The organism is Arthrobacter sp. zg-Y750, assembly GCF_020907365.1.
In the GTDB taxonomy this organism is placed as follows: Bacteria; Actinomycetota; Actinomycetes; order Actinomycetales; family Micrococcaceae; genus Arthrobacter_B.
In genome coordinates this window covers 69,054-86,531 of sequence record NZ_JAJJOC010000002.1, presented here as the reverse complement: position 1 = coordinate 86,531, position 17,478 = coordinate 69,054, and the positions used below count along the sequence as shown (strand labels likewise).

24 protein-coding genes are annotated in these 17,478 nt (G+C 63.7%); all 24 read left to right on the top strand.

All coding sequences use genetic code 11. The features are described 5' to 3' along the window. The first annotated feature begins 306 nt into the window (after positions 1-306). The 24 genes from LOC57_RS01430 to LOC57_RS01320 all read left to right on the top strand — a co-directional run bounded on the left by LOC57_RS01430 (position 307) and on the right by LOC57_RS01320 (position 17,472). The gene (locus LOC57_RS01430; protein ID WP_229957667.1) at positions 307-4,719 is read left to right on the top strand and encodes a hypothetical protein; all 4,413 of its coding nucleotides are present in this window, start codon (positions 307-309) and stop codon (positions 4,717-4,719) included. A gap of 32 nt (positions 4,720-4,751) precedes the next feature. Further along, positions 4,752-4,883, top strand: coding sequence for a hypothetical protein (locus LOC57_RS16410; RefSeq protein WP_269437385.1), 132 nt, complete (start codon positions 4,752-4,754; stop codon positions 4,881-4,883). 591 nt (positions 4,884-5,474) lie between these two features. Further along, entirely contained in the window at positions 5,475-5,783 is a 309-nt protein-coding gene (gene rpsJ, locus LOC57_RS01425) for a 30S ribosomal protein S10 (RefSeq protein ID WP_146361073.1), read from the top strand. 16 nt (positions 5,784-5,799) lie between these two features. Beyond that, positions 5,800-6,456, top strand: a complete 657-nt coding sequence (rplC, locus tag LOC57_RS01420; RefSeq protein WP_227912802.1) for a 50S ribosomal protein L3 — start codon at positions 5,800-5,802, stop codon at positions 6,454-6,456. A 4-nt stretch (positions 6,457-6,460) separates the two neighbouring features. Beyond that, positions 6,461-7,075: a 50S ribosomal protein L4 gene (rplD, locus tag LOC57_RS01415; RefSeq protein ID WP_227912803.1), complete on the top strand. Its 615-nt coding sequence runs from the start codon at positions 6,461-6,463 to the stop codon at positions 7,073-7,075. Then, positions 7,072-7,377 carry a 50S ribosomal protein L23 gene (gene rplW, locus LOC57_RS01410; RefSeq protein WP_066295939.1) on the top strand — a complete coding sequence of 102 codons (306 nt, stop codon included), beginning with the start codon at positions 7,072-7,074 and terminating at the stop codon, positions 7,375-7,377. The genes rplD and rplW overlap by 4 nt, the downstream gene beginning before the upstream one ends. Before the next feature lie 30 nt (positions 7,378-7,407). Further along, positions 7,408-8,247: a 50S ribosomal protein L2 gene (rplB, locus tag LOC57_RS01405; protein WP_146361090.1), complete on the top strand. Its 840-nt coding sequence runs from the start codon at positions 7,408-7,410 to the stop codon at positions 8,245-8,247. 12 nt (positions 8,248-8,259) lie between these two features. Further along, entirely contained in the window at positions 8,260-8,541 is a 282-nt protein-coding gene (rpsS, locus tag LOC57_RS01400; RefSeq protein WP_104052734.1) for a 30S ribosomal protein S19, read from the top strand. A gap of 38 nt (positions 8,542-8,579) precedes the next feature. After that, positions 8,580-8,945, top strand: coding sequence for a 50S ribosomal protein L22 (rplV, locus tag LOC57_RS01395; RefSeq protein ID WP_227912804.1), 366 nt, complete (start codon positions 8,580-8,582; stop codon positions 8,943-8,945). Then, entirely contained in the window at positions 8,946-9,788 is an 843-nt protein-coding gene (gene rpsC / locus LOC57_RS01390) for a 30S ribosomal protein S3 (RefSeq protein WP_227912805.1), read from the top strand. It begins immediately after the preceding gene. Beyond that, on the top strand, positions 9,789-10,205 hold the full coding sequence (gene rplP, locus LOC57_RS01385) for a 50S ribosomal protein L16 (protein WP_146361096.1): 417 nt from the start codon (positions 9,789-9,791) through the stop codon (positions 10,203-10,205). 2 nt (positions 10,206-10,207) lie between these two features. After that, entirely contained in the window at positions 10,208-10,537 is a 330-nt protein-coding gene (rpmC, locus tag LOC57_RS16405) for a 50S ribosomal protein L29 (RefSeq protein WP_269437386.1), read from the top strand. Beyond that, positions 10,534-10,839 (top strand): 30S ribosomal protein S17, encoded by a 306-nt coding sequence (gene rpsQ / locus LOC57_RS01375; protein WP_146361100.1) that lies wholly within the window; start codon positions 10,534-10,536, stop codon positions 10,837-10,839. Before rpmC ends, rpsQ begins: the two co-directional genes overlap by 4 nt. Positions 10,840-11,229: 390 nt before the next feature. Continuing rightward, on the top strand, positions 11,230-11,598 hold the full coding sequence (gene rplN / locus LOC57_RS01370) for a 50S ribosomal protein L14 (RefSeq protein ID WP_055239356.1): 369 nt from the start codon (positions 11,230-11,232) through the stop codon (positions 11,596-11,598). A 3-nt stretch (positions 11,599-11,601) separates the two neighbouring features. Continuing rightward, positions 11,602-11,961, top strand: a complete 360-nt coding sequence (rplX, locus tag LOC57_RS01365) for a 50S ribosomal protein L24 (RefSeq protein ID WP_227912806.1) — start codon at positions 11,602-11,604, stop codon at positions 11,959-11,961. Next, positions 11,961-12,530 (top strand): 50S ribosomal protein L5, encoded by a 570-nt coding sequence (gene rplE, locus LOC57_RS01360; protein ID WP_227912807.1) that lies wholly within the window; start codon positions 11,961-11,963, stop codon positions 12,528-12,530. The genes rplX and rplE overlap by 1 nt, the downstream gene beginning before the upstream one ends. Positions 12,531-12,620: 90 nt before the next feature. Beyond that, positions 12,621-13,019: a 30S ribosomal protein S8 gene (gene rpsH, locus LOC57_RS01355; protein WP_146361106.1), complete on the top strand. Its 399-nt coding sequence runs from the start codon at positions 12,621-12,623 to the stop codon at positions 13,017-13,019. Positions 13,020-13,037: 18 nt separating this feature from the next. Next, entirely contained in the window at positions 13,038-13,574 is a 537-nt protein-coding gene (gene rplF / locus LOC57_RS01350; protein ID WP_227912808.1) for a 50S ribosomal protein L6, read from the top strand. A gap of 2 nt (positions 13,575-13,576) precedes the next feature. Further along, entirely contained in the window at positions 13,577-13,960 is a 384-nt protein-coding gene (rplR, locus tag LOC57_RS01345; protein WP_227912809.1) for a 50S ribosomal protein L18, read from the top strand. Between the two features lie 29 nt (positions 13,961-13,989). Next, entirely contained in the window at positions 13,990-14,673 is a 684-nt protein-coding gene (gene rpsE / locus LOC57_RS01340; RefSeq protein WP_227912810.1) for a 30S ribosomal protein S5, read from the top strand. A 2-nt stretch (positions 14,674-14,675) separates the two neighbouring features. After that, positions 14,676-14,888: a 50S ribosomal protein L30 gene (rpmD, locus tag LOC57_RS01335; protein WP_227912959.1), complete on the top strand. Its 213-nt coding sequence runs from the start codon at positions 14,676-14,678 to the stop codon at positions 14,886-14,888. Position 14,889: 1 nt separating this feature from the next. Then, positions 14,890-15,345: a 50S ribosomal protein L15 gene (gene rplO, locus LOC57_RS01330; protein ID WP_227912811.1), complete on the top strand. Its 456-nt coding sequence runs from the start codon at positions 14,890-14,892 to the stop codon at positions 15,343-15,345. Positions 15,346-15,592: 247 nt separating this feature from the next. After that, entirely contained in the window at positions 15,593-16,903 is a 1,311-nt protein-coding gene (gene secY, locus LOC57_RS01325; protein WP_227925090.1) for a preprotein translocase subunit SecY, read from the top strand. After that, positions 16,900-17,472 carry an adenylate kinase gene (locus LOC57_RS01320; protein ID WP_227912813.1) on the top strand — a complete coding sequence of 191 codons (573 nt, stop codon included), beginning with the start codon at positions 16,900-16,902 and terminating at the stop codon, positions 17,470-17,472. The genes secY and LOC57_RS01320 overlap by 4 nt, the downstream gene beginning before the upstream one ends. Positions 17,473-17,478 lie beyond the last annotated feature (6 nt).

Below are 17,478 nucleotides of genomic sequence, written 5' to 3'. Positions count from 1 at the left end.
CCGGACCAGATCTATGACGAGGGGTACCGGGCCGGCTACGCAAGCGCTGCGGCACAAGCAGCGCACGCTCCACAAGCGGCCCAGACCACTGCCGGCGACCATGCAGAACCGCACGTGACGGCCGCTCCACCGGCTTTTGCGCCACCGAACTCTGCTCCGGCTAACTCTGCTCCGGCTAACTCTGCCAAGGTGAATCTTGCCCAGTCTGCTCATTCGGTGCTGCAGTCAGCGGCGCCGGTTCCGGCCGGCGCCAGTGCGGCATCTATCGCAGCCGATCCGTCCTTGGTTGCGCGGCGGGGACAGGGCATGCCGCCGGCACCGCCCGCGGTGCCGGCGCCAGAACCGCCGCGGGCCAAGACCGAGGCTGAACTCCGCGAGGAGAAACGCCGCCGGGACCTGCGGAACATCAACATCACGCTGTACTCCGCCAGCCTGTTGCTGGTGGCAGCTGCCGCCCTGTTTATCGGCCTGGCCATACCCGAGCAGGCGCGCTTCTCCGGCGTGGTTGCGGTGACAGCACTGTTTTACGTCTCGGGACTGGTGATCCATGCCCGCAGCCGGCGGCTCCGTCCGGCAGCCGTCGCCTTCACCGGTACCGGACTGGCACTGATACCGGTTGTGGGACTGGCGCTGTTCAACCTCGTCCTCCATGACGGCCCGGCCGCCTGGCTGTTCACTTCCGTTGCCGGAACCGCCGCCTTCGCCTATGCCGCAGCAAAGATCGAAAGCCGGGTGGTGGCCTACCTGGCGCTCACGTTCCTGTTGTCTTCGGGATTGGCCTCCGGTGCCGCCCTCCGCTGGGGAATTGTTTGGTATTTCCTGTCTACGGTCATCCTCGCGACCCTGATCAGCCTCGCGGCAGTCCGCCGCCCCAAATGGTTGAACAACCTTTATCTGGACGCCTTTGTCCGCTCCCACCGCTACCTCGTACCGGCCACCGCGGTTGCCTCAGCCTGGATTTCAGATGATCTGGGAGCCGCGCAGCTGGCAGTCCTCTTCCTCGCCTTCGCCTGTTACTACGCGGTCATGCTGTGGCAGGGCCCGGACCGCCACATGCTGGTAAACAGCTACGGACTGCGTGCTGCGGGCACCGTGGGGCTCACAGCCTTGTTCTACTCATTCACCGACAGCGGCCAAGCCACGTTGCTGGCCTTTGCCGTACAGGTCCTGGCCCAACTGGCGGGCGTCCTGCTGCGGCGTCCGGTTTACGGCGCCGCTGCACTGATGCAAGCCGCATCCAGGGCAGCGGGCCTGCCGCTGGACAATGAGGACGAGGCCAGGCGGCACCGCAGCAGCGAAACCGGCGCTCCCCAAACCGCAGGGGCCGTGGGTGGCCAGGGCGGAAGCCTGCCTGAGCTGTCCGGTGGGGATACTCCCGGGGCCGCTTCGGTCAGCCTGGTTAAAAAGCCGGCACGGACAGTGCAGCAGTCGGCCGGGCGCTTTTTCCGCGTGGATGTTGCGGTGCTGTTGGCGGTTCAGGCCGGAGCAGCGGTGCTGGCAGGCCTGGCCTACGCCTTTGGCATGTGGGGTGGGAACATGGCTGTGTTCGCCGGTACGGCCCTTGTGGTTCTGCTGGCCTACCTTGCCGCCGGCTGGAAGGTTGGCGGGGTGCTGGAGTTCGGGGTTGCCGTCCCAGTGCTTCTGGTGCTGGTTCCCACGGCTGTGGAGCCCCGGGTATCCCTGTGGCCGGCAGTGCTGGTTACCGCAGCCCTCACTGCCTACCTGGTCATCCGCGCAGTACGCAGCGGCCCCGGTCGGAGAGCGGTGTTTGTCCTCGCGGCACGCGCAGCCGCAGTCCTGCTGGTGCCTCTGGTGCTCCTGGCATCCCTGGCAGAGTCCGTTGGAGCAGATCCGGGTGCCTGGGCCCTCGCCGGAACGGCCGCGGCCCTGGCAGCGAATCAAGTAATGACGGTGCTGCGCCTCCGGCAGGGGAAACCGGAATACCGGCCGGGTATAACAGCCTTGTCAGCCGCGGCTGGAACTGTGCTGCTCGCCTGCGGCCTGCGCGGGGCCGAGGACCCGGGGCTCGCTTTGGCCGGCCTGTGGGTACTGGTAGCCGCAAACGTTCTGACCTCGGTACTGCACCCGAGGGGGCGGTACCTCGCTGCCGGCCCGGCAGGTTTCCTCTCGGCGGCCCTTATCGGGGCGGGCGTCCTGGGACTGCGGGGCTACGAACTGCTGACGGCAGCCGCACTGGCGTACTGCGTTGTGCTGTTCGCCAGGATTTCTTCGCACTGGCAGCGCCCCCCGGTCACGCCACGCCGCCCGCCGTTGCGAGGGGCCCACCTGCTGGCTGCGCAGGCCCTGGTTGTTGTCCTCTCCGGGCTGGTGGCTGCGGATGTGACCGGAAATGTGCACCGGATCTTCGCTGCCCTCGCGGTGAGCATCGGTGTGCTGCACCTGCTGCGGACCCTGTTTGCCGCCCGCATAGAGCCGATGGGACTGGCCGGCGCCGGCCGGTGGGGCGGCCTCGCCGCATCCGCGGCGGTGCCCGGGGCGTATGCCCTGCTGCCGCGGGGGACCGGCGACCCGGGCAGCTTGCTGTTCCTGATCGCCTGCGCTGCTGCGGTCGCAGTGTTTACGCAGGTGGCTGCCGCCGTCCGCCTCCGCCGGGGGCGGCCGCTGCCGCTGGCTGCGGAATTGATCACTGCCGCTGCCCTCATCGCAGTCCTTGCCGCGGCTGCGTCACGCGGCGTGGAAGGCCCTGCGGCCTGGAGCCTTGCCTTGCTGTGGGCGGCCCTTGCCGCCAACGCAGCTGCTTCGCTGTTGGTCCCGGACAGGTTCGAGCCGGCTGCACCAGCCGGGTTTGCCGCGGCGGCTGCCGTGGGTGCCGGGCTCCTGGGCCTGCGCGGCTACGAACTGCTGGTCCTGGCCGGCCTGGCCTATGCCGCCGGTCTTGCAGTGAACCGCAGGCAGCCGAACCGGGGCTTGTACCTGCTGGCGGTTCAGGGACTGCTGATCGTCTTGGCCGTATTGGCGGTTGCGGACCTTGGTGCCGATGCGCACGGCTTGGTGGCAGCAGGAGCGGCAGCAACGGCGGCGCAGCACCTGGTGCGAACGGCGCTGCACCGACGCCTTGACGGCGGCGGCTACTCCGAAACATCACTGTGGATCAGCTTGGCCCTGCTGGTCCTGGCACCCGGTTTTTACGCCCTGCACACTGGCACGGAAGCCCGCCGGGACGTGGCGGCAGTTCTGCTGCTGCTGCTCCTGGCCGCAGCGGTACCTGCCTTCGCCCGGCGGCACCGGGCTTCCGAAGCACGCTCTGGATGGATACTCTATCCGGCAGCCCTGGCGCTGGGGGCGTTGCCGCTGGTCCTTTCCGGCCTGCCTGATGTGGCGGAGAAGGGCTTGCTGCCCGAACCGGTGCTCAGCTCGGAAGCCGCAGGCCTGGTTCTGCTCGCCCTCGGTGCGGCAGCGCTGTGGGGAGAGACCCGGCGGTCCTGGCACGCGGATACCAGGATGCCGCTGCTGGCTGCGTCGGCGGGGTACGCGGCTGCCGTCCTGTTCACCGCCGGGGCCACCGGAAACGCGTTCCTCGCATCCGCTGGCTTCGCCATGGGCGGGGCAGTGTGCCTGGTCCTGTCCTACAGCCGGGCACAGCCATGGGCAGCATTGGGAACCCCGCCGCTCCTGTTCGCCGCGGCACTATGCCTGTCGGCTGCAGTGGGGGACAGTTACTCCAAAGGTCTTGGGGCGGCCGGGTACAGGTTCCTCGCTGCCGCCTGGGCGGCAGCTGCCCTGCTTCAGCTGCTTCGTGCGTTCCTTCCGGCAGGACGCAGCTGGGACCCCCGCGGCGAAAGCGCACCGGACAGTGCCGTGCAGGTGCCCGGCGCCGGTTCCGGTTCACCTCAGTTGCTGAGGCGTCGGATCATGGGTTGTGCCTCTGCACTAGTCGCTGCGATGGCCGCAGTTCCCGCCATGGCGTCGGATTCAACTGCCGTGGCGGGGTCCGTGACCGTCATCGCGGCCGCGGCCCTGGCACTCCCGGAGCTTCCCCGGCAGTGGCGCGAACAGGCAATGCAGGGAGGAGCCGTCCTCACTGCCTTGGCGGTTCAGCGGATTAGCTGGCTGGTGCTGGGCGGGGTGAACGTCTTCTGGTCCGTGCAGTACTGGGCGTGCGTACTGGCCGCGATGGCCGGTTACGAGTTCCTGCGAAGGCGCGAACAGCGCGGAACGGCCTTCCTGACGGTTTCTGCCGCCATCCTCTCCGCGAGCGGGTTGCTCACCGTCATCAGCGGAGGCGGAGGCAAGCAGCTGTGGGCACTGGTGGCCCATGCCGGCCTGCTCGCCTTCGGACTGCTGGCCAGCCGGCGGCTGTTCACCATGTGGGGAGCGGCAGGTGTGGTGCTGGCCGTGCTGTGGTACCTGCGCGGCTATACCTTCCTCCTGCTGGCACTGCTGGGTGTCGGACTGATCGCGCTGGCTGTATGGCGGCTCACCCGTGTCCGATCCGACGCCGACGGCACGGAGCAGAACCGAACGCATCACTCGGACCCAATTGCACCAGCCGGGGGAGCTGCGGGCCCGGGGCTTATGCAGCCGGCGCCGGGAGGAGCGCCCTCTTCGGGGACGATGCAGGCGGCGCCCTGGACGCAGCCGGCGCCCTGGACGCAGCCGGCGCCCGGGGCGCCCCCGGCACCGCCACTGCCGGAAAACGGTCCGGACCCGGACAGCCAAGCCCCGGAAGCCCCGGGCGCGGGTGGGCGCACCCTCTGACACGAAGTTCCATCCTCCGCTAGGCTCGGAGGATGGAACTTCTCATTCTTTTGGTCATTGCGGCAGCCGTCGCCGCCGGTGTGGGCTGGACCCGGAAGAACTTCCGTTCCGAAATCGACCGCACCAAGCGGATCCGCCGGTCCAACCGGGACGGCATGCCCTGAGTCCAGGAGATGCGGCCTGCCACGGACACCGTTTCAGGGAGCCGCGGCGCCTGGGTTAGACTGTTGGAAGTTGACGCTCCGCTGGCCCTTTGGAAACACTGGCCCTTTGGAAACATCGGCCCTTGGAAACCTCGGGCAGGGAAACCTCAGGCCCGGGCGGCAGCAGCCAGATAGTGCAAGGTATGCCGCTACACCGGCATTGCCTTGTCGTAGGTGCGGTGCCTGATTGGCCATCCGTGCCCAAGTCTGGCAGACTAGAGAAGTTGTTCAAGCGCTTTTGTGCCCACACGCGCCCTTGCTCCTGCTGAACTGCAGGAAACAGGCAGTGGTGAGATTGCGTCCCGGCCAGGATAATGCCTGGTGCAGGGTCGGATCCTTCAGGGGAAGAGCCCATATATAACCCGCCCCTATTCTTTCTCGGGGTCGTCGGTCTCAACACCGCGACACGCCCGAGCGCGGGGGTCGGAGCCTCGACAGGGTGAGGAACCCGGATTCATCCGGATTCAGTCTGTTGGAGGGGTGCCAGGCCGTAAGGCAGTTCGGCGCAAAAACTGTACAGAGAGCATTACTCGAAGAAAGAGGCACGACGCCATGGCGGGACAAAAAATCCGCATCCGGCTGAAGTCGTACGACCACGAGGTCATCGACGTATCAGCACGGAAGATCGTTGAGACGGTCACGCGTGCAGGCGCAACGGTAGTAGGCCCCGTGCCGCTGCCCACGGAAAAGAACGTTTACGTTGTTATCCGTTCGCCGCACAAGTACAAGGACAGCCGCGAGCACTTTGAAATGCGCACGCACAAGCGCCTGATCGACATCATTGACCCCACGCCTAAGGCCGTTGACTCGCTTATGCGTCTTGACCTGCCTGCAGACGTGAACATCGAAATCAAGCTGTAGGGGGGGAGCGGATAATATGTCTACTTCACTTACACGCCAGGTAAAGGGACTGCTGGGCACCAAGCTCGGCATGACCCAGGTCTGGGACGAGAACAACAAGCTCATCCCCGTTACCGTCGTCCAGGCTGACTCCAACGTCATCACGCAGCTGCGCAGCGCGGAAAAGGACGGCTACACCGCCGTTCAGATCGGCTACGGCCAGATCGATCCGCGCAAGGTGACCAAGCCGCTGGCCGGCCACTTTGAAAAGGCCGGCGTCACGCCGCGCCGCCACGTAGTTGAACTGCGTACCGCAGATGCCGACACCTACGAGCTGGGCCAGGAACTCTCCGTTGAGATTTTCGAAGCCGGCCAGAAGGTCGACGTCACCGGAACCTCCAAGGGCAAGGGCTTTGCCGGTGTCATGAAGCGTCACGGCTTCCACGGCGTCGGTGCCTCCCACGGTGCACACAAGAACCACCGTAAGCCGGGTTCCATCGGTGGCGCATCCACCCCGGGACGCGTCTTCAAGGGCGTTCGGATGGCAGGCCGCATGGGCGCTGTCAAGCACACCACCATGAACCTCACGGTTCACGGTGTGGACGCCGAGAAGTCGCTCCTGCTGATCAAGGGTGCCGTTCCCGGCGCCCGCGGCCAGGTCGTCCTCGTACGCACCGCCGTGAAGGGAGCTTAGTCTCATGGCTAACGAAACCACTGTTGAATTCCCCGCAGAGATCTTCGACGTTCAGACGAACGTACCGCTGCTCCACCAGGTGGTAGTTGCTCAGCTTGCAGCCGCCCGCCAGGGTACGCACAAGACGAAGACCCGCGCCGAGGTTAGCGGTGCAGGCCGCAAGCCCTTCAAGCAGAAGGGCACCGGCCGGGCTCGCCAGGGCTCGATCCGTGCGCCTCACATGACCGGTGGCGGCGTTGTCCACGGACCGACGCCCCGCGACTACAGCCAGCGCACCCCCAAGAAGATGAAGGCTGCTGCACTGCGCGGCGCCCTGTCTGACCGGGCACGCAACGGCCGTATCCACGTCCTCGAATCCCTGGTTGAAGGCACCAAGCCTTCCACCAAGGACGCACTGAGCGCCCTGCGTTCGGTTTCCGACCGCAAGAACCTGCTCGTTGTTATCGAGCGCGCCAACGATGTTGCTGCACTGTCCGTGCGCAACGTCCCGGAAGTTCACGTGATCTACGTAGATCAGCTGAACACCTACGACGTGCTGGTTTCCGACGACGTGGTCTTCACCAAGGCTGCCTACGACGAGTTCGTCGGCAAGAACACTGTCAAGGAGGACGCCAAGTGAGCGCGACCACCGCTAAGGACCCGCGCGACGTAGTGCTTGCACCCGTCGTCTCGGAAAAGAGCTACGGCCTGATCGACGAAGGTAAGTACACCTTCCTGGTCGACCCCCGCTCGAACAAGACCGAGATCAAGCTGGCCGTGGAGAAGATTTTCTCCGTCAAGGTCGACTCGATCAACACCATCAACCGTGCCGGTAAGCGTAAGCGCACCAAGTTCGGATGGGGACAGCGCAAGAGCACCAAGCGCGCAATTGTCACCCTCAAGGACGGCACAATCGACATCTTCGGCGGTCCGCTCAGCTAGGGCGGAGACCACTTTAACGAGGAATAAATAATGGGAATCCGTAAATACAAGCCGACTACCCCGGGCCGTCGCGGCTCGAGCGTAGCCGACTTCACCGAAATCACGCGGTCAACGCCGGAAAAGTCGTTGGTACGTCCGCTGCCCAAGAAGGGCGGCCGTAACAACACCGGTAAGATCACGACCAGGCACAAGGGTGGTGGACACAAGCGTCAGTACCGTCTGATCGACTTCCGTCGCCACGACAAGGACGGCGTCAACGCTCGCGTTGCCGAGATCGAATACGATCCGAACCGTACCGCCCGCATTGCGCTGCTGCACTACGTTGATGGCACCAAGCGTTACATCATTGCTCCGAACAAGCTCAAGCAGGGCGACTTCGTAGAGGCCGGCGCCGGGGCTGACATCAAGCCCGGCAACAACCTGCCGCTGCGCAACATCCCCGTGGGTACCACCATCCACGCCGTTGAACTGCGTCCGGGCGGCGGTGCCAAGATGGCCCGCTCCGCCGGTGCTTCTGTTCAGCTCGTTGCCAAGGAAGGCCGCTTCGCCCAGCTGCGTCTGCCCTCCGGTGAAATCCGCAACGTTGACGTCCGCTGCCGCGCCACGATTGGCGAGGTCGGCAACGCCGAGCAGTCCAACATCAACTGGGGCAAGGCCGGCCGTATGCGCTGGAAGGGCGTTCGCCCGACCGTCCGCGGTGTCGCCATGAACCCGGTTGACCACCCGCACGGTGGTGGTGAAGGTAAGACCTCCGGTGGACGCCACCCGGTCAACCCGAATGGTAAGCGCGAAGGCCGTACCCGCCGCCCCAATAAAGAGAGCGACAACCTCATTGTGCGTCGCCGTCGTTCCGGCAAGAACAAGCGATAGGAGCCTGGAAACATGCCACGCAGCCTGAAGAAAGGCCCCTTCGTCGACCAGCACCTGTTCCTTAAGGTAGCGGCCGAAAACGAAAAGGGCACCAAGAACGTCATCAAGACGTGGTCCCGCCGTTCGATGATCATCCCCGACATGCTCGGGCACACGATCGCCGTACACGATGGACGTAAGCACATTCCGGTGTTTGTCACCGAGTCGATGGTCGGGCACAAGCTCGGCGAATTCGCTCTGACGCGGACATTCCGCGGCCATGTGAAGGACGACCGCAAGGGCAAGCGCCGCTAGGCGCTGCTCTTTCGGCAGAAGACGAGAGAAGGAAAGCAATGGAAGCCAAGGCAATTGCGCGTCATATCCGCGTAACGCCTATGAAGGCCCGGCGCGTCGTCAACCTTGTTCGTGGCAAGCAAGCGAATGAGGCTCTGGCAATTCTGAAGTTTGCCCCCCAGGCAGCTTCGGAGCCGGTATTCAAGGTAGTTCAGTCGGCTATGGCCAATGCACGAGTCCTCGCGGACCGTGACGGCGTGGCCTTCGACGAAGGTGACCTCTACATCAGCGAAGCATTCGTTGATGAAGGACCCACCATGAAGCGGTTCCAGCCGCGGGCCCAGGGCCGCGCCTACCGCATCAACAAGCGGACCAGCCACGTCACCGTGGTAGTCGCAACCCCTACGAACGAGGAGGAACGCTAAGTGGGACAGAAGGTAAACCCGCACGGGTTCCGACTCGGCATCACCACTGACCACGTATCGCACTGGTTTGCTGACAGCAACAAGCCGGGCCAGCGTTACAAGGACTTCGTCCGCGAGGACATCAAGATCCGTCAGCTGATGTCCACTGGCATGGACCGCGCCGGCATCGCCAAGGTTGAGATCGAGCGCACCCGTGACCGTGTCCGTGTGGATATCCACACTGCACGTCCGGGCATCGTGATCGGCCGCCGCGGCGCCGAAGCGGACCGCATCCGCGGCGAGCTGGAAAAGCTCACAGGCAAGCAGGTTCAGCTGAACATCCTCGAGGTCAAGAACCCCGAGATGGAAGCCCAGCTTGTTGCCCAGGGTGTTGCTGAGCAGCTCTCTTCCCGCGTGGCTTTCCGCCGTGCGATGAAGAAGGCCATCCAGTCCGCACAGCGCGCAGGTGCAAAGGGTATCCGTATCCAGTGCTCCGGCCGTCTGGGCGGCGCCGAAATGAGCCGTTCGGAGTTCTACCGCGAAGGCCGTGTGCCCCTGCACACCCTCCGCGCGCAGATCGACTACGGCTTCTTCGAAGCCAAGACCACCTTCGGCCGCATTGGCGTGAAGGTTTGGATCTACAAGGGCGACGTCACCGCTAAGGAACTGGCTGCACAGCAGGCTGCTGCACCGTCCCGCGGACGCTCCAACGACCGTCCGGGCCGCGGCCCGGCAGCCGACCGTGGCGACCGCGGCGGCGACCGCCGTCGTCGCAACGACCGCGGCGACAAGGCCGCCGCGCCTGCTGCAGAGGCTCCGGCCGCTGAGGCAGCTGCCCCCGCAGCAGAAGGAGGACAGGCTTAAATGCTTATCCCACGTCGAGTCAAGTTCCGTAAGCAGCACCACCCGGGTCGCTCCGGCGCTGCAACCGGCGGCACCGCCGTCAGCTTCGGCGAGTGGGGTATCCAGGCTCTGACGCCTGCGTACGTCACCAACCGCCAGATTGAAGCTGCGCGTATTGCCATGACACGCCACATCAAGCGTGGCGGAAAGGTCTGGATCAACATTTATCCGGACCGTCCGCTGACGAAGAAGCCGGCCGAAACCCGCATGGGTTCCGGTAAGGGTTCTCCGGAGTGGTGGGTTGCAAACGTCAAGCCGGGCCGGGTTCTGTTCGAACTCTCCGGTGTTTCTGAAGAGGTAGCTCGTGAGGCACTGCGCCTGGCGATCCATAAGCTGCCGTTGAAGGCACGCATTGTGCGTCGCGAGGGTGGTGAATAGAAATGGCAGTTGGATCAAAAGAGCTGACAACTGAGCAGCTGGACGGCTTCGATAAGGACCGTCTCGTCGAGGAACTGCGCAAGTCCAAGGAGGAGCTGTTCAACCTCCGCTTCCAGTCGGCCACCGGCCAGCTGGAAAACCACGGTCGTCTGCGTGCAGTCAAGCGCGATATCGCCCGCATCTACACGGTGCTGCGTGAGCGCGAGCTGGGCATTCGTCCCGAGGTTGCCGCTCCCGTTGAGGAAGCAGCACCCGAGGCACCGAAGAAGTCCAAGAAGAAGGCTACTGAGTCTGAATCTGAAGCCAAGGTCGCTGAGGATGATGCCAAATGAGCGAAAACAAGAATGAGGCAGCAGTGACAACTGACGCAAACGGAGCCGATGCCCGCGGGTACCGGAAGACCGCACGCGGCTACGTGGTCTCGGACAAGATGGATAAGACCATCGTTGTCGAGGTTGAAGACCGCGTGAAGCACGCCCTTTACGGCAAGGTTATTCGCCGGACTTCCAAGCGCAAGGCCCACGACGAGCAGAACGACGCCGGCATCGGCGACCTCGTTCTGATCGCCGAGACCCGGCCGCTGTCTGCGACCAAGCGGTGGCGCCTGGTCGAGATCCTCGAGAAGGCCAAGTAACCTAGTAGTAAGAAGTACCGGCCGGCCAGCCGGTGTGTCCTTCGGTCCCAGCGGACCAAGGGCACGCCGGCCCCGTCCAAGCGTGAGGGGCCCCGGCCGCGTTATCGTCTTCGATTTCGCTTCCGGGGCCTTTTCGCGATAAACTTGAAATCTTGTCTGTGCGGTGCGGAAGTGTGTCCGGAGTGCGGCCCGAATCTGGGGCCTGATCCGGCCCGGCTTCCTCACCGCCGAATGAGACAAAAGCCCGATAATCTTGTTCGACGCCGTAAAGGCAGCCTGCACTGGCGTGCGGCCTGCCGGCCAGGCGTTGAGTACCAGTATTACGGGGTCCACCCATATCCGTTCCGCAAGGCTCAGTACTGAGAACCGGCGCGACGACAGGAGTAATAAGTGATTCAGCAGGAGTCGCGACTGAAGGTCGCCGACAACACGGGTGCCAAGGAAATCTTGACCATCCGCGTTCTCGGTGGATCCGGCCGTCGCTACGCAGGCATTGGCGACACCATTGTTGCCACCGTCAAGGATGCAATTCCCGGCGGCAACGTCAAAAAGGGCGACGTGGTCAAGGCCGTCATCGTCCGTACCAAGAAGGAACGCCGCCGCCAGGACGGTTCCTACATCAAGTTCGATGAGAACGCTGCAGTGATCTTGAAGAACGACGGCGACCCCCGCGGTACCCGTATCTTCGGCCCGGTCGGCCGCGAACTTCGCGACAAGAAGTTCATGAAGATCATTTCGCTGGCTCCGGAGGTGCTGTAGTCCATGGCAAAGATCAAGAAGGGTGACCTCGTTCAGGTCATCACCGGTGCAAAGGCTGAGCGCGGCGGAGACCGCGGTAAGCAGGGCAAGGTTCTGAAGGTCTTCCCCGAGAGCAACCGCGTTCTCGTTGAAGGCATCAACCGCGTCACCAAGCACACCAAGGTTGGCCAGTCCTCCCGCGGTTCCAAGACCGGCGGCATCGAGGTTGTCGAAGCCCCGATCCACGTTTCCAACGTCGCAGTCGTCGACCCGGAGACCAAGAAGCCGACCCGCGTTGGCTTCCGCACTGAAACCGTCGAAAAGAATGGCCGTGAGCGCACTGTGCGTATCCGCGTGGCCAAGGGCTCTGGGAAGGACCTCTAATGACTGAGACTGTCACCAAGATCGTTCCCCGTCTGAAGACCCGCTACGCAGCGGAGATCAAGCAGACCCTGCAGGACGAATTCAACTACTCAAACGTCAACCAGGTTCCCCGCCTCGTCAAGGTGGTCGTGAACATGGGTGTTGGAGATGCCGCCAAGGACTCCAAGCTCATTGACGGTGCGGTCCGGGACCTCACCCAGATCACGGGCCAGAAGCCCCAGGTCACCAAGGCACGCAAGTCCATCGCACAGTTCAAGCTGCGCGAAGGCATGCCGATCGGCGCGCACGTTACCCTGCGCGGCGACCGCATGTGGGAATTCGTAGACCGCTTGGTCACCCTGGCCCTGCCCCGTATCCGTGACTTCCGCGGCCTGAACGGCAAGCAGTTCGACGGCAACGGCAACTACACGTTCGGTCTGACCGAGCAGTCGATGTTCCACGAAATCGATCAGGACAAGATCGACCGCGTACGCGGCATGGACATCACCGTGGTTACCACCGCAAAGACCGATGACGAGGGACGCGCGCTGCTGAAGGCGCTCGGCTTCCCGTTCAAATCCGAAGATTAATTACTACGTAACAGGTCCGACGGACACCCGTGAGGCAACGCCGCACGGAACTCCTGCAGGAAACCGTTACGAGGGAGGGCAAGAGCCCAAATGACAATGACAGATCCTGTCGCAGATATGCTCACGCGTCTGCGCAATGCAAACTCGGCATACCACGATTCCGTGTCCATGCCCTACAGCAAGCTCAAGGCGCGCGTTGCTGACATCCTGAAGGCCGAGGGCTACATTGCCGGCTGGAAGGAAGAAGAAGCCGAGGTCGGCAAGAAGCTGACCCTGGACCTCAAGTTCGGTCCGAACCGCGAGCGTTCCATCGCCGGTGTACGCCGCATCTCCAAGCCCGGTCTGCGCGTTTACGCGAAGTCCACCAACCTGCCGCACGTGCTGGGTGGCCTGGGTATCGCAATCCTGTCGACGTCGTCAGGTCTCCTGACCGACCGCCAGGCCGCCAAGAAGGGCGTAGGTGGGGAAGTCCTCGCCTACGTCTGGTAGCAGGGAAGGGAAAGAAAAATGTCACGTATTGGACGTCTGCCCATCCCGGTTCCTGCCGGAGTAGATATCGCCATCAACGGCAACGTTGTGTCCGTCAAGGGCGCCAAGGGCGAGCTGAGCCACACTGTGCCCAGCCCGATCACGGCTTCCCTGGAAGACGGCATCATCACCGTTGTCCGACCGAACGACGAGCGTGAATCCCGCTCCCTCCACGGCCTGACCCGCACGCTGATCAGCAACATGATCACCGGCGTGACCGAGGGCTACAAGAAGGACCTGGAAATCGTTGGTACCGGTTACCGCGTTGTAGCAAAGGGTGCGGACCTCGAGTTCGCCCTGGGCTACAGCCACCCGGTTCCCGTCACGGCCCCGGAAGGCATCACGCTTACCGTGGTAGGCCCCACGAAGGTCACCGTGTCCGGTATCGACAAGCAGCAGGTGGGCGAGGTTTCCGCCAACATCCGCAAGCTGCGTAAGCCCGACCCCTACAAGGGCAAGGGTATTCGTTACGCCGGCGAGATTGTCCGCCGCAAGGTCGGAAAGGCTGGTAAGTAACCATGGCCATCAGCATCAATAAGAAGCGAAACAGCAAGAGCAAGTCTGCCCTGCGCAGCCGTCGCCAGCTGCGTATCCGCAAGCGGATTTCCGGCACCGGGGCCCGTCCCCGCCTGGTGGTTAACCGCTCTGCCCGCCACATCTTCGTCCAGGTTGTCGATGACACCCGTGGCGTAACCGTGGCTTCCGCCTCCACCATGGAAGCGGATCTGCGTGCACTGGAAGGCGATAAGACCGCCAAGGCCAAGCGCGTTGGCGAACTCGTCGCTGAGCGGTCCAAGGCCGCCGGTGTTGAAGCCGTTGTCTTTGACCGCGGTGGTAACCGCTACCACGGCCGCATTGCTGCAGTTGCAGACGGCGCACGTGAAGGTGGGCTGGCACTGTGACCGAGGTAAACAAGGAAAAGGAAAATCAGGTGACTGAAGCTACAGCTGCTGAGGCAACTGAGACCAAGGACGCCGCAGCAACCGGTACCGACGACCGCCGCGGCGGACGTCGCGGCGAGCAGCGCTCCGGCTCCGACCGTGGAGGCCGCGGCGAACGCGGTGGCCGCGGTGGCCGCGACGGCGGACGCAACGATGATAAGGACAAGTTCATTGAACGCGTCGTTACCATCAACCGCGTTGCCAAGGTGGTCAAGGGTGGCCGTCGCTTCAGCTTCACCGCCCTCGTTGTTGTCGGTGACGGCAACGGCATGGTCGGCGTTGGCTACGGCAAGGCAAAGGAAGTTCCCTCCGCTATCGCAAAGGCTGTCGAAGAAGCCAAGAAGTCCTTCTTCCGCGTCCCGCGCATCGGTGGAACCGTCCCGCACCTCGTCCAGGGTGAAGCTGCTGCAGGCGTAGTCCTGCTGCGTCCGGCTTCCCCGGGTACCGGCGTTATCGCCGGTGGTCCGGTCCGCGCCATCCTCGAATGCGCCGGAATCCACGACGTTCTGTCCAAGTCGCTCGGATCCTCCAACGCCATCAACATCGTGCACGCCACGGTTGATGCGCTGAAGCGCCTCGAAGAGCCCCAGGCAGTGGCAGCCCGCCGCGGCCTGCCGCTGGACCAGGTTGTTCCGGCCGCAATGCTCCGCAACATGCAGAAGGCAGGTGCCTGATGATGACGACTCCGAAGAACGTCGCCGTTAGCTCGGCGCGGCTCGAAATCACTCAGATTAAGTCCACCATCGGTGGTAAGCAGAATCAGCGCGACACGCTGCGTTCACTGGGCCTGAAGCACATCGGCGACTCCGTCGTCCGTACTGCAGACGCCGTGACCGTTGGCATGATCAACACGGTTCCGCACCTCGTGAAGGTTGAGGAGGCGAAGTAACATGCCCGAAGAAATCAAGACTCTGAAGGTCCACCACCTGCGTCCGGCACCCGGTGCCAAGACGGCCAAGACCCGCGTTGGCCGCGGTGAAGGTTCCAAGGGTAAGACGGCAGGCCGCGGTACCAAGGGTACGGCTGCCCGCTACCAGGTCAAGGCCGGTTTCGCAGGCGGGCAGCTTCCGCTGCACATGCGCCTGCCGAAGCTGCGCGGCTTCAAGAACCCGTTCCGGGTCGAGTTCCAGGTTGTAAACCTGGACAAGATCTCGGAGCTGTTCCCCGAAGGCGGCGCCGTGACCATCGAAGCACTGGTTGCCAAGGGTGCGGTTCGCAAGAACCAGCCCGTGAAGGTTCTCGGCTCCGGCGATATCACCGTCAAGGTTGATATCTCCGCCAACGCCTTCTCCGCCAGCGCTGCAGAAAAGATCGCCGCAGCAGGCGGATCCACCACCGAGGTCTAAGACTTCCGTGGCGGGCCTGTTTCCCTCCCCGGCCGGACGCACCGAGCGTGCCGGCAGGGGAGGGGTGCACGATCCCATGTTTCACCCCTGAACTCCTGGCGGGCCGGCGAACGGTCCGCCGGGAGTTCAGTTCTGTTTAACGCAACTACCGCGCCCCGTACGCCGTTAACGCAGTACGGGGTCGGAGCGGCTAGACTCTGTTTCTGTCACAAGTCCGCATGGGACTTTCCAAACTTCAGGAGGACGCTTGCTTAGCGCTATTGGCCGGGCTTTCCGGACGCCAGACCTGCGACGCAAGCTGTTGTTTACGCTGGGTATCATCACTATCTTCCGCATGGGTGCTTTTATCCCGGCCCCGGGTGTTGACTACGGCAATGTGCAGCAGTGCTTGGATCTGGGTGCCACCTCGGGTGGCATATATGAATTCGTCAACCTCTTTAGCGGCGGCGCCCTGCTGCAGGTTTCCATCTTTGCGCTCGGGATCATGCCGTACATTACGGCGAGCATCATCGTGCAGCTGCTGCGCGTGGTCATTCCGCACTTCCAGGCGCTGCATGACGAAGGCGCCCAGGGCCAGTCGAAGCTGACGCAGTACACCCGCTACCTGACCATCGCCCTTGGCTTGCTGAACGCAACCACGGTGGTTTCCCTGGCGCGCACGGGTGCCCTGTTTGGCAACCAGTGCCCGTACGACATCATTCCTGACCAGGGCATCGTCACGATCCTCCTGCTGATCATCACCCTGACCGCCGGAACCGGCGTCATCATGTGGATGGGCGAAATGGTCACGGAGAAGGGCGTGGGCAACGGCATGTCGCTGCTGATCTTCACCTCCATCGCAGCGTCCTTCCCCAGCGCCCTCGGCGCCATCATCACGTCCAAGGGCTGGACCGTGTTCCTCGGCGTGCTTGGCATCGGCATCCTCGTAGTGGCCCTGGTGGTCCTGGTCGAGCAGTCCCAGCGCCGTATTCCGGTGCAGTACGCCAAGCGCATGGTCGGGCGGCGCACAGTGGGCGGCACCAACACCTACATTCCGATCAAGGTCAACATGGCCGGCGTGATCCCCGTGATCTTCGCGTCCTCCATGCTGTACCTGCCCACGCTGATCGCGCAGTTCAACACCCCCAGCACCGGCTCGCCTGCCGGCTGGGTCGTGTGGATCAACAACCACCTGGTCAGCGGCGAGCACCCGCTCTACATGGCGGTCTACTTCCTCCTGATCGTCTTCTTCACGTACTTCTACGTCTCCATCACGTTCAACCCGGACGAGGTTTCGGAGAACATGAAGAAATACGGCGGCTTCATCCCCGGCATCCGGGCCGGCCGCCCCACCGCCGAGTACCTGCAGTACGTGCTCTCCCGGATCACGCTGCCCGGCGCCCTGTACCTGGGCTTTGTCGCCCTGATCCCGCTGATTGCTCTGGTCGTTGTTGGAGCCAACCAGAACTTCCCGTTCGGCGGAACGTCAATCCTCATCATGGTTGGTGTGGGACTGGAAACGGTTAAGCAAATTGACGCGCAGCTCCAGCAACGTCACTACGAAGGGTTATTGCGATGACAAGAATGCTCATTATCGGGCCTCCCGGGGCCGGTAAAGGAACTCAGGCCGCCCGGATATCGGACCGCCTCGGTGTCACGGCAATATCGACCGGAGACATCTTCCGCTCCCACGTCAAGGAGCTCACGCCCCTGGGCGTAGAAGCCAAGAAGTTCATCGACGCCGGAAACTTCGTCCCGGACAGCGTCACCAACGGCATGGTCCGCACCCGCCTGCAGGAGGACGACGTCGAGCGCGGTTTCCTGCTGGACGGTTACCCGCGCACTGTGGCGCAGGTCGAGGAACTGGACGACATCCTGGCAGGCAACGGCCAGAAGCTCGACGCCGTGCTGCTGCTGACCGCCGACGACGACGAACTGGTGGCGCGGCTGCTCAAGCGGGCCGAGCTTGAAGGCCGCAGCGATGACACCGAAGACGTCATCCGCCACCGGCTGGACCTCTACAAGCAGCAGACGGCCGACGTCGTTGCCCGCTACGAAGACCGGGGGATCGTCACCCGCGTGGACGGCCTCGGCGCCATCGACGAGGTCACGGAGCGGGTCATGGACGCGCTGAAGGACCTGCGCTGACACATC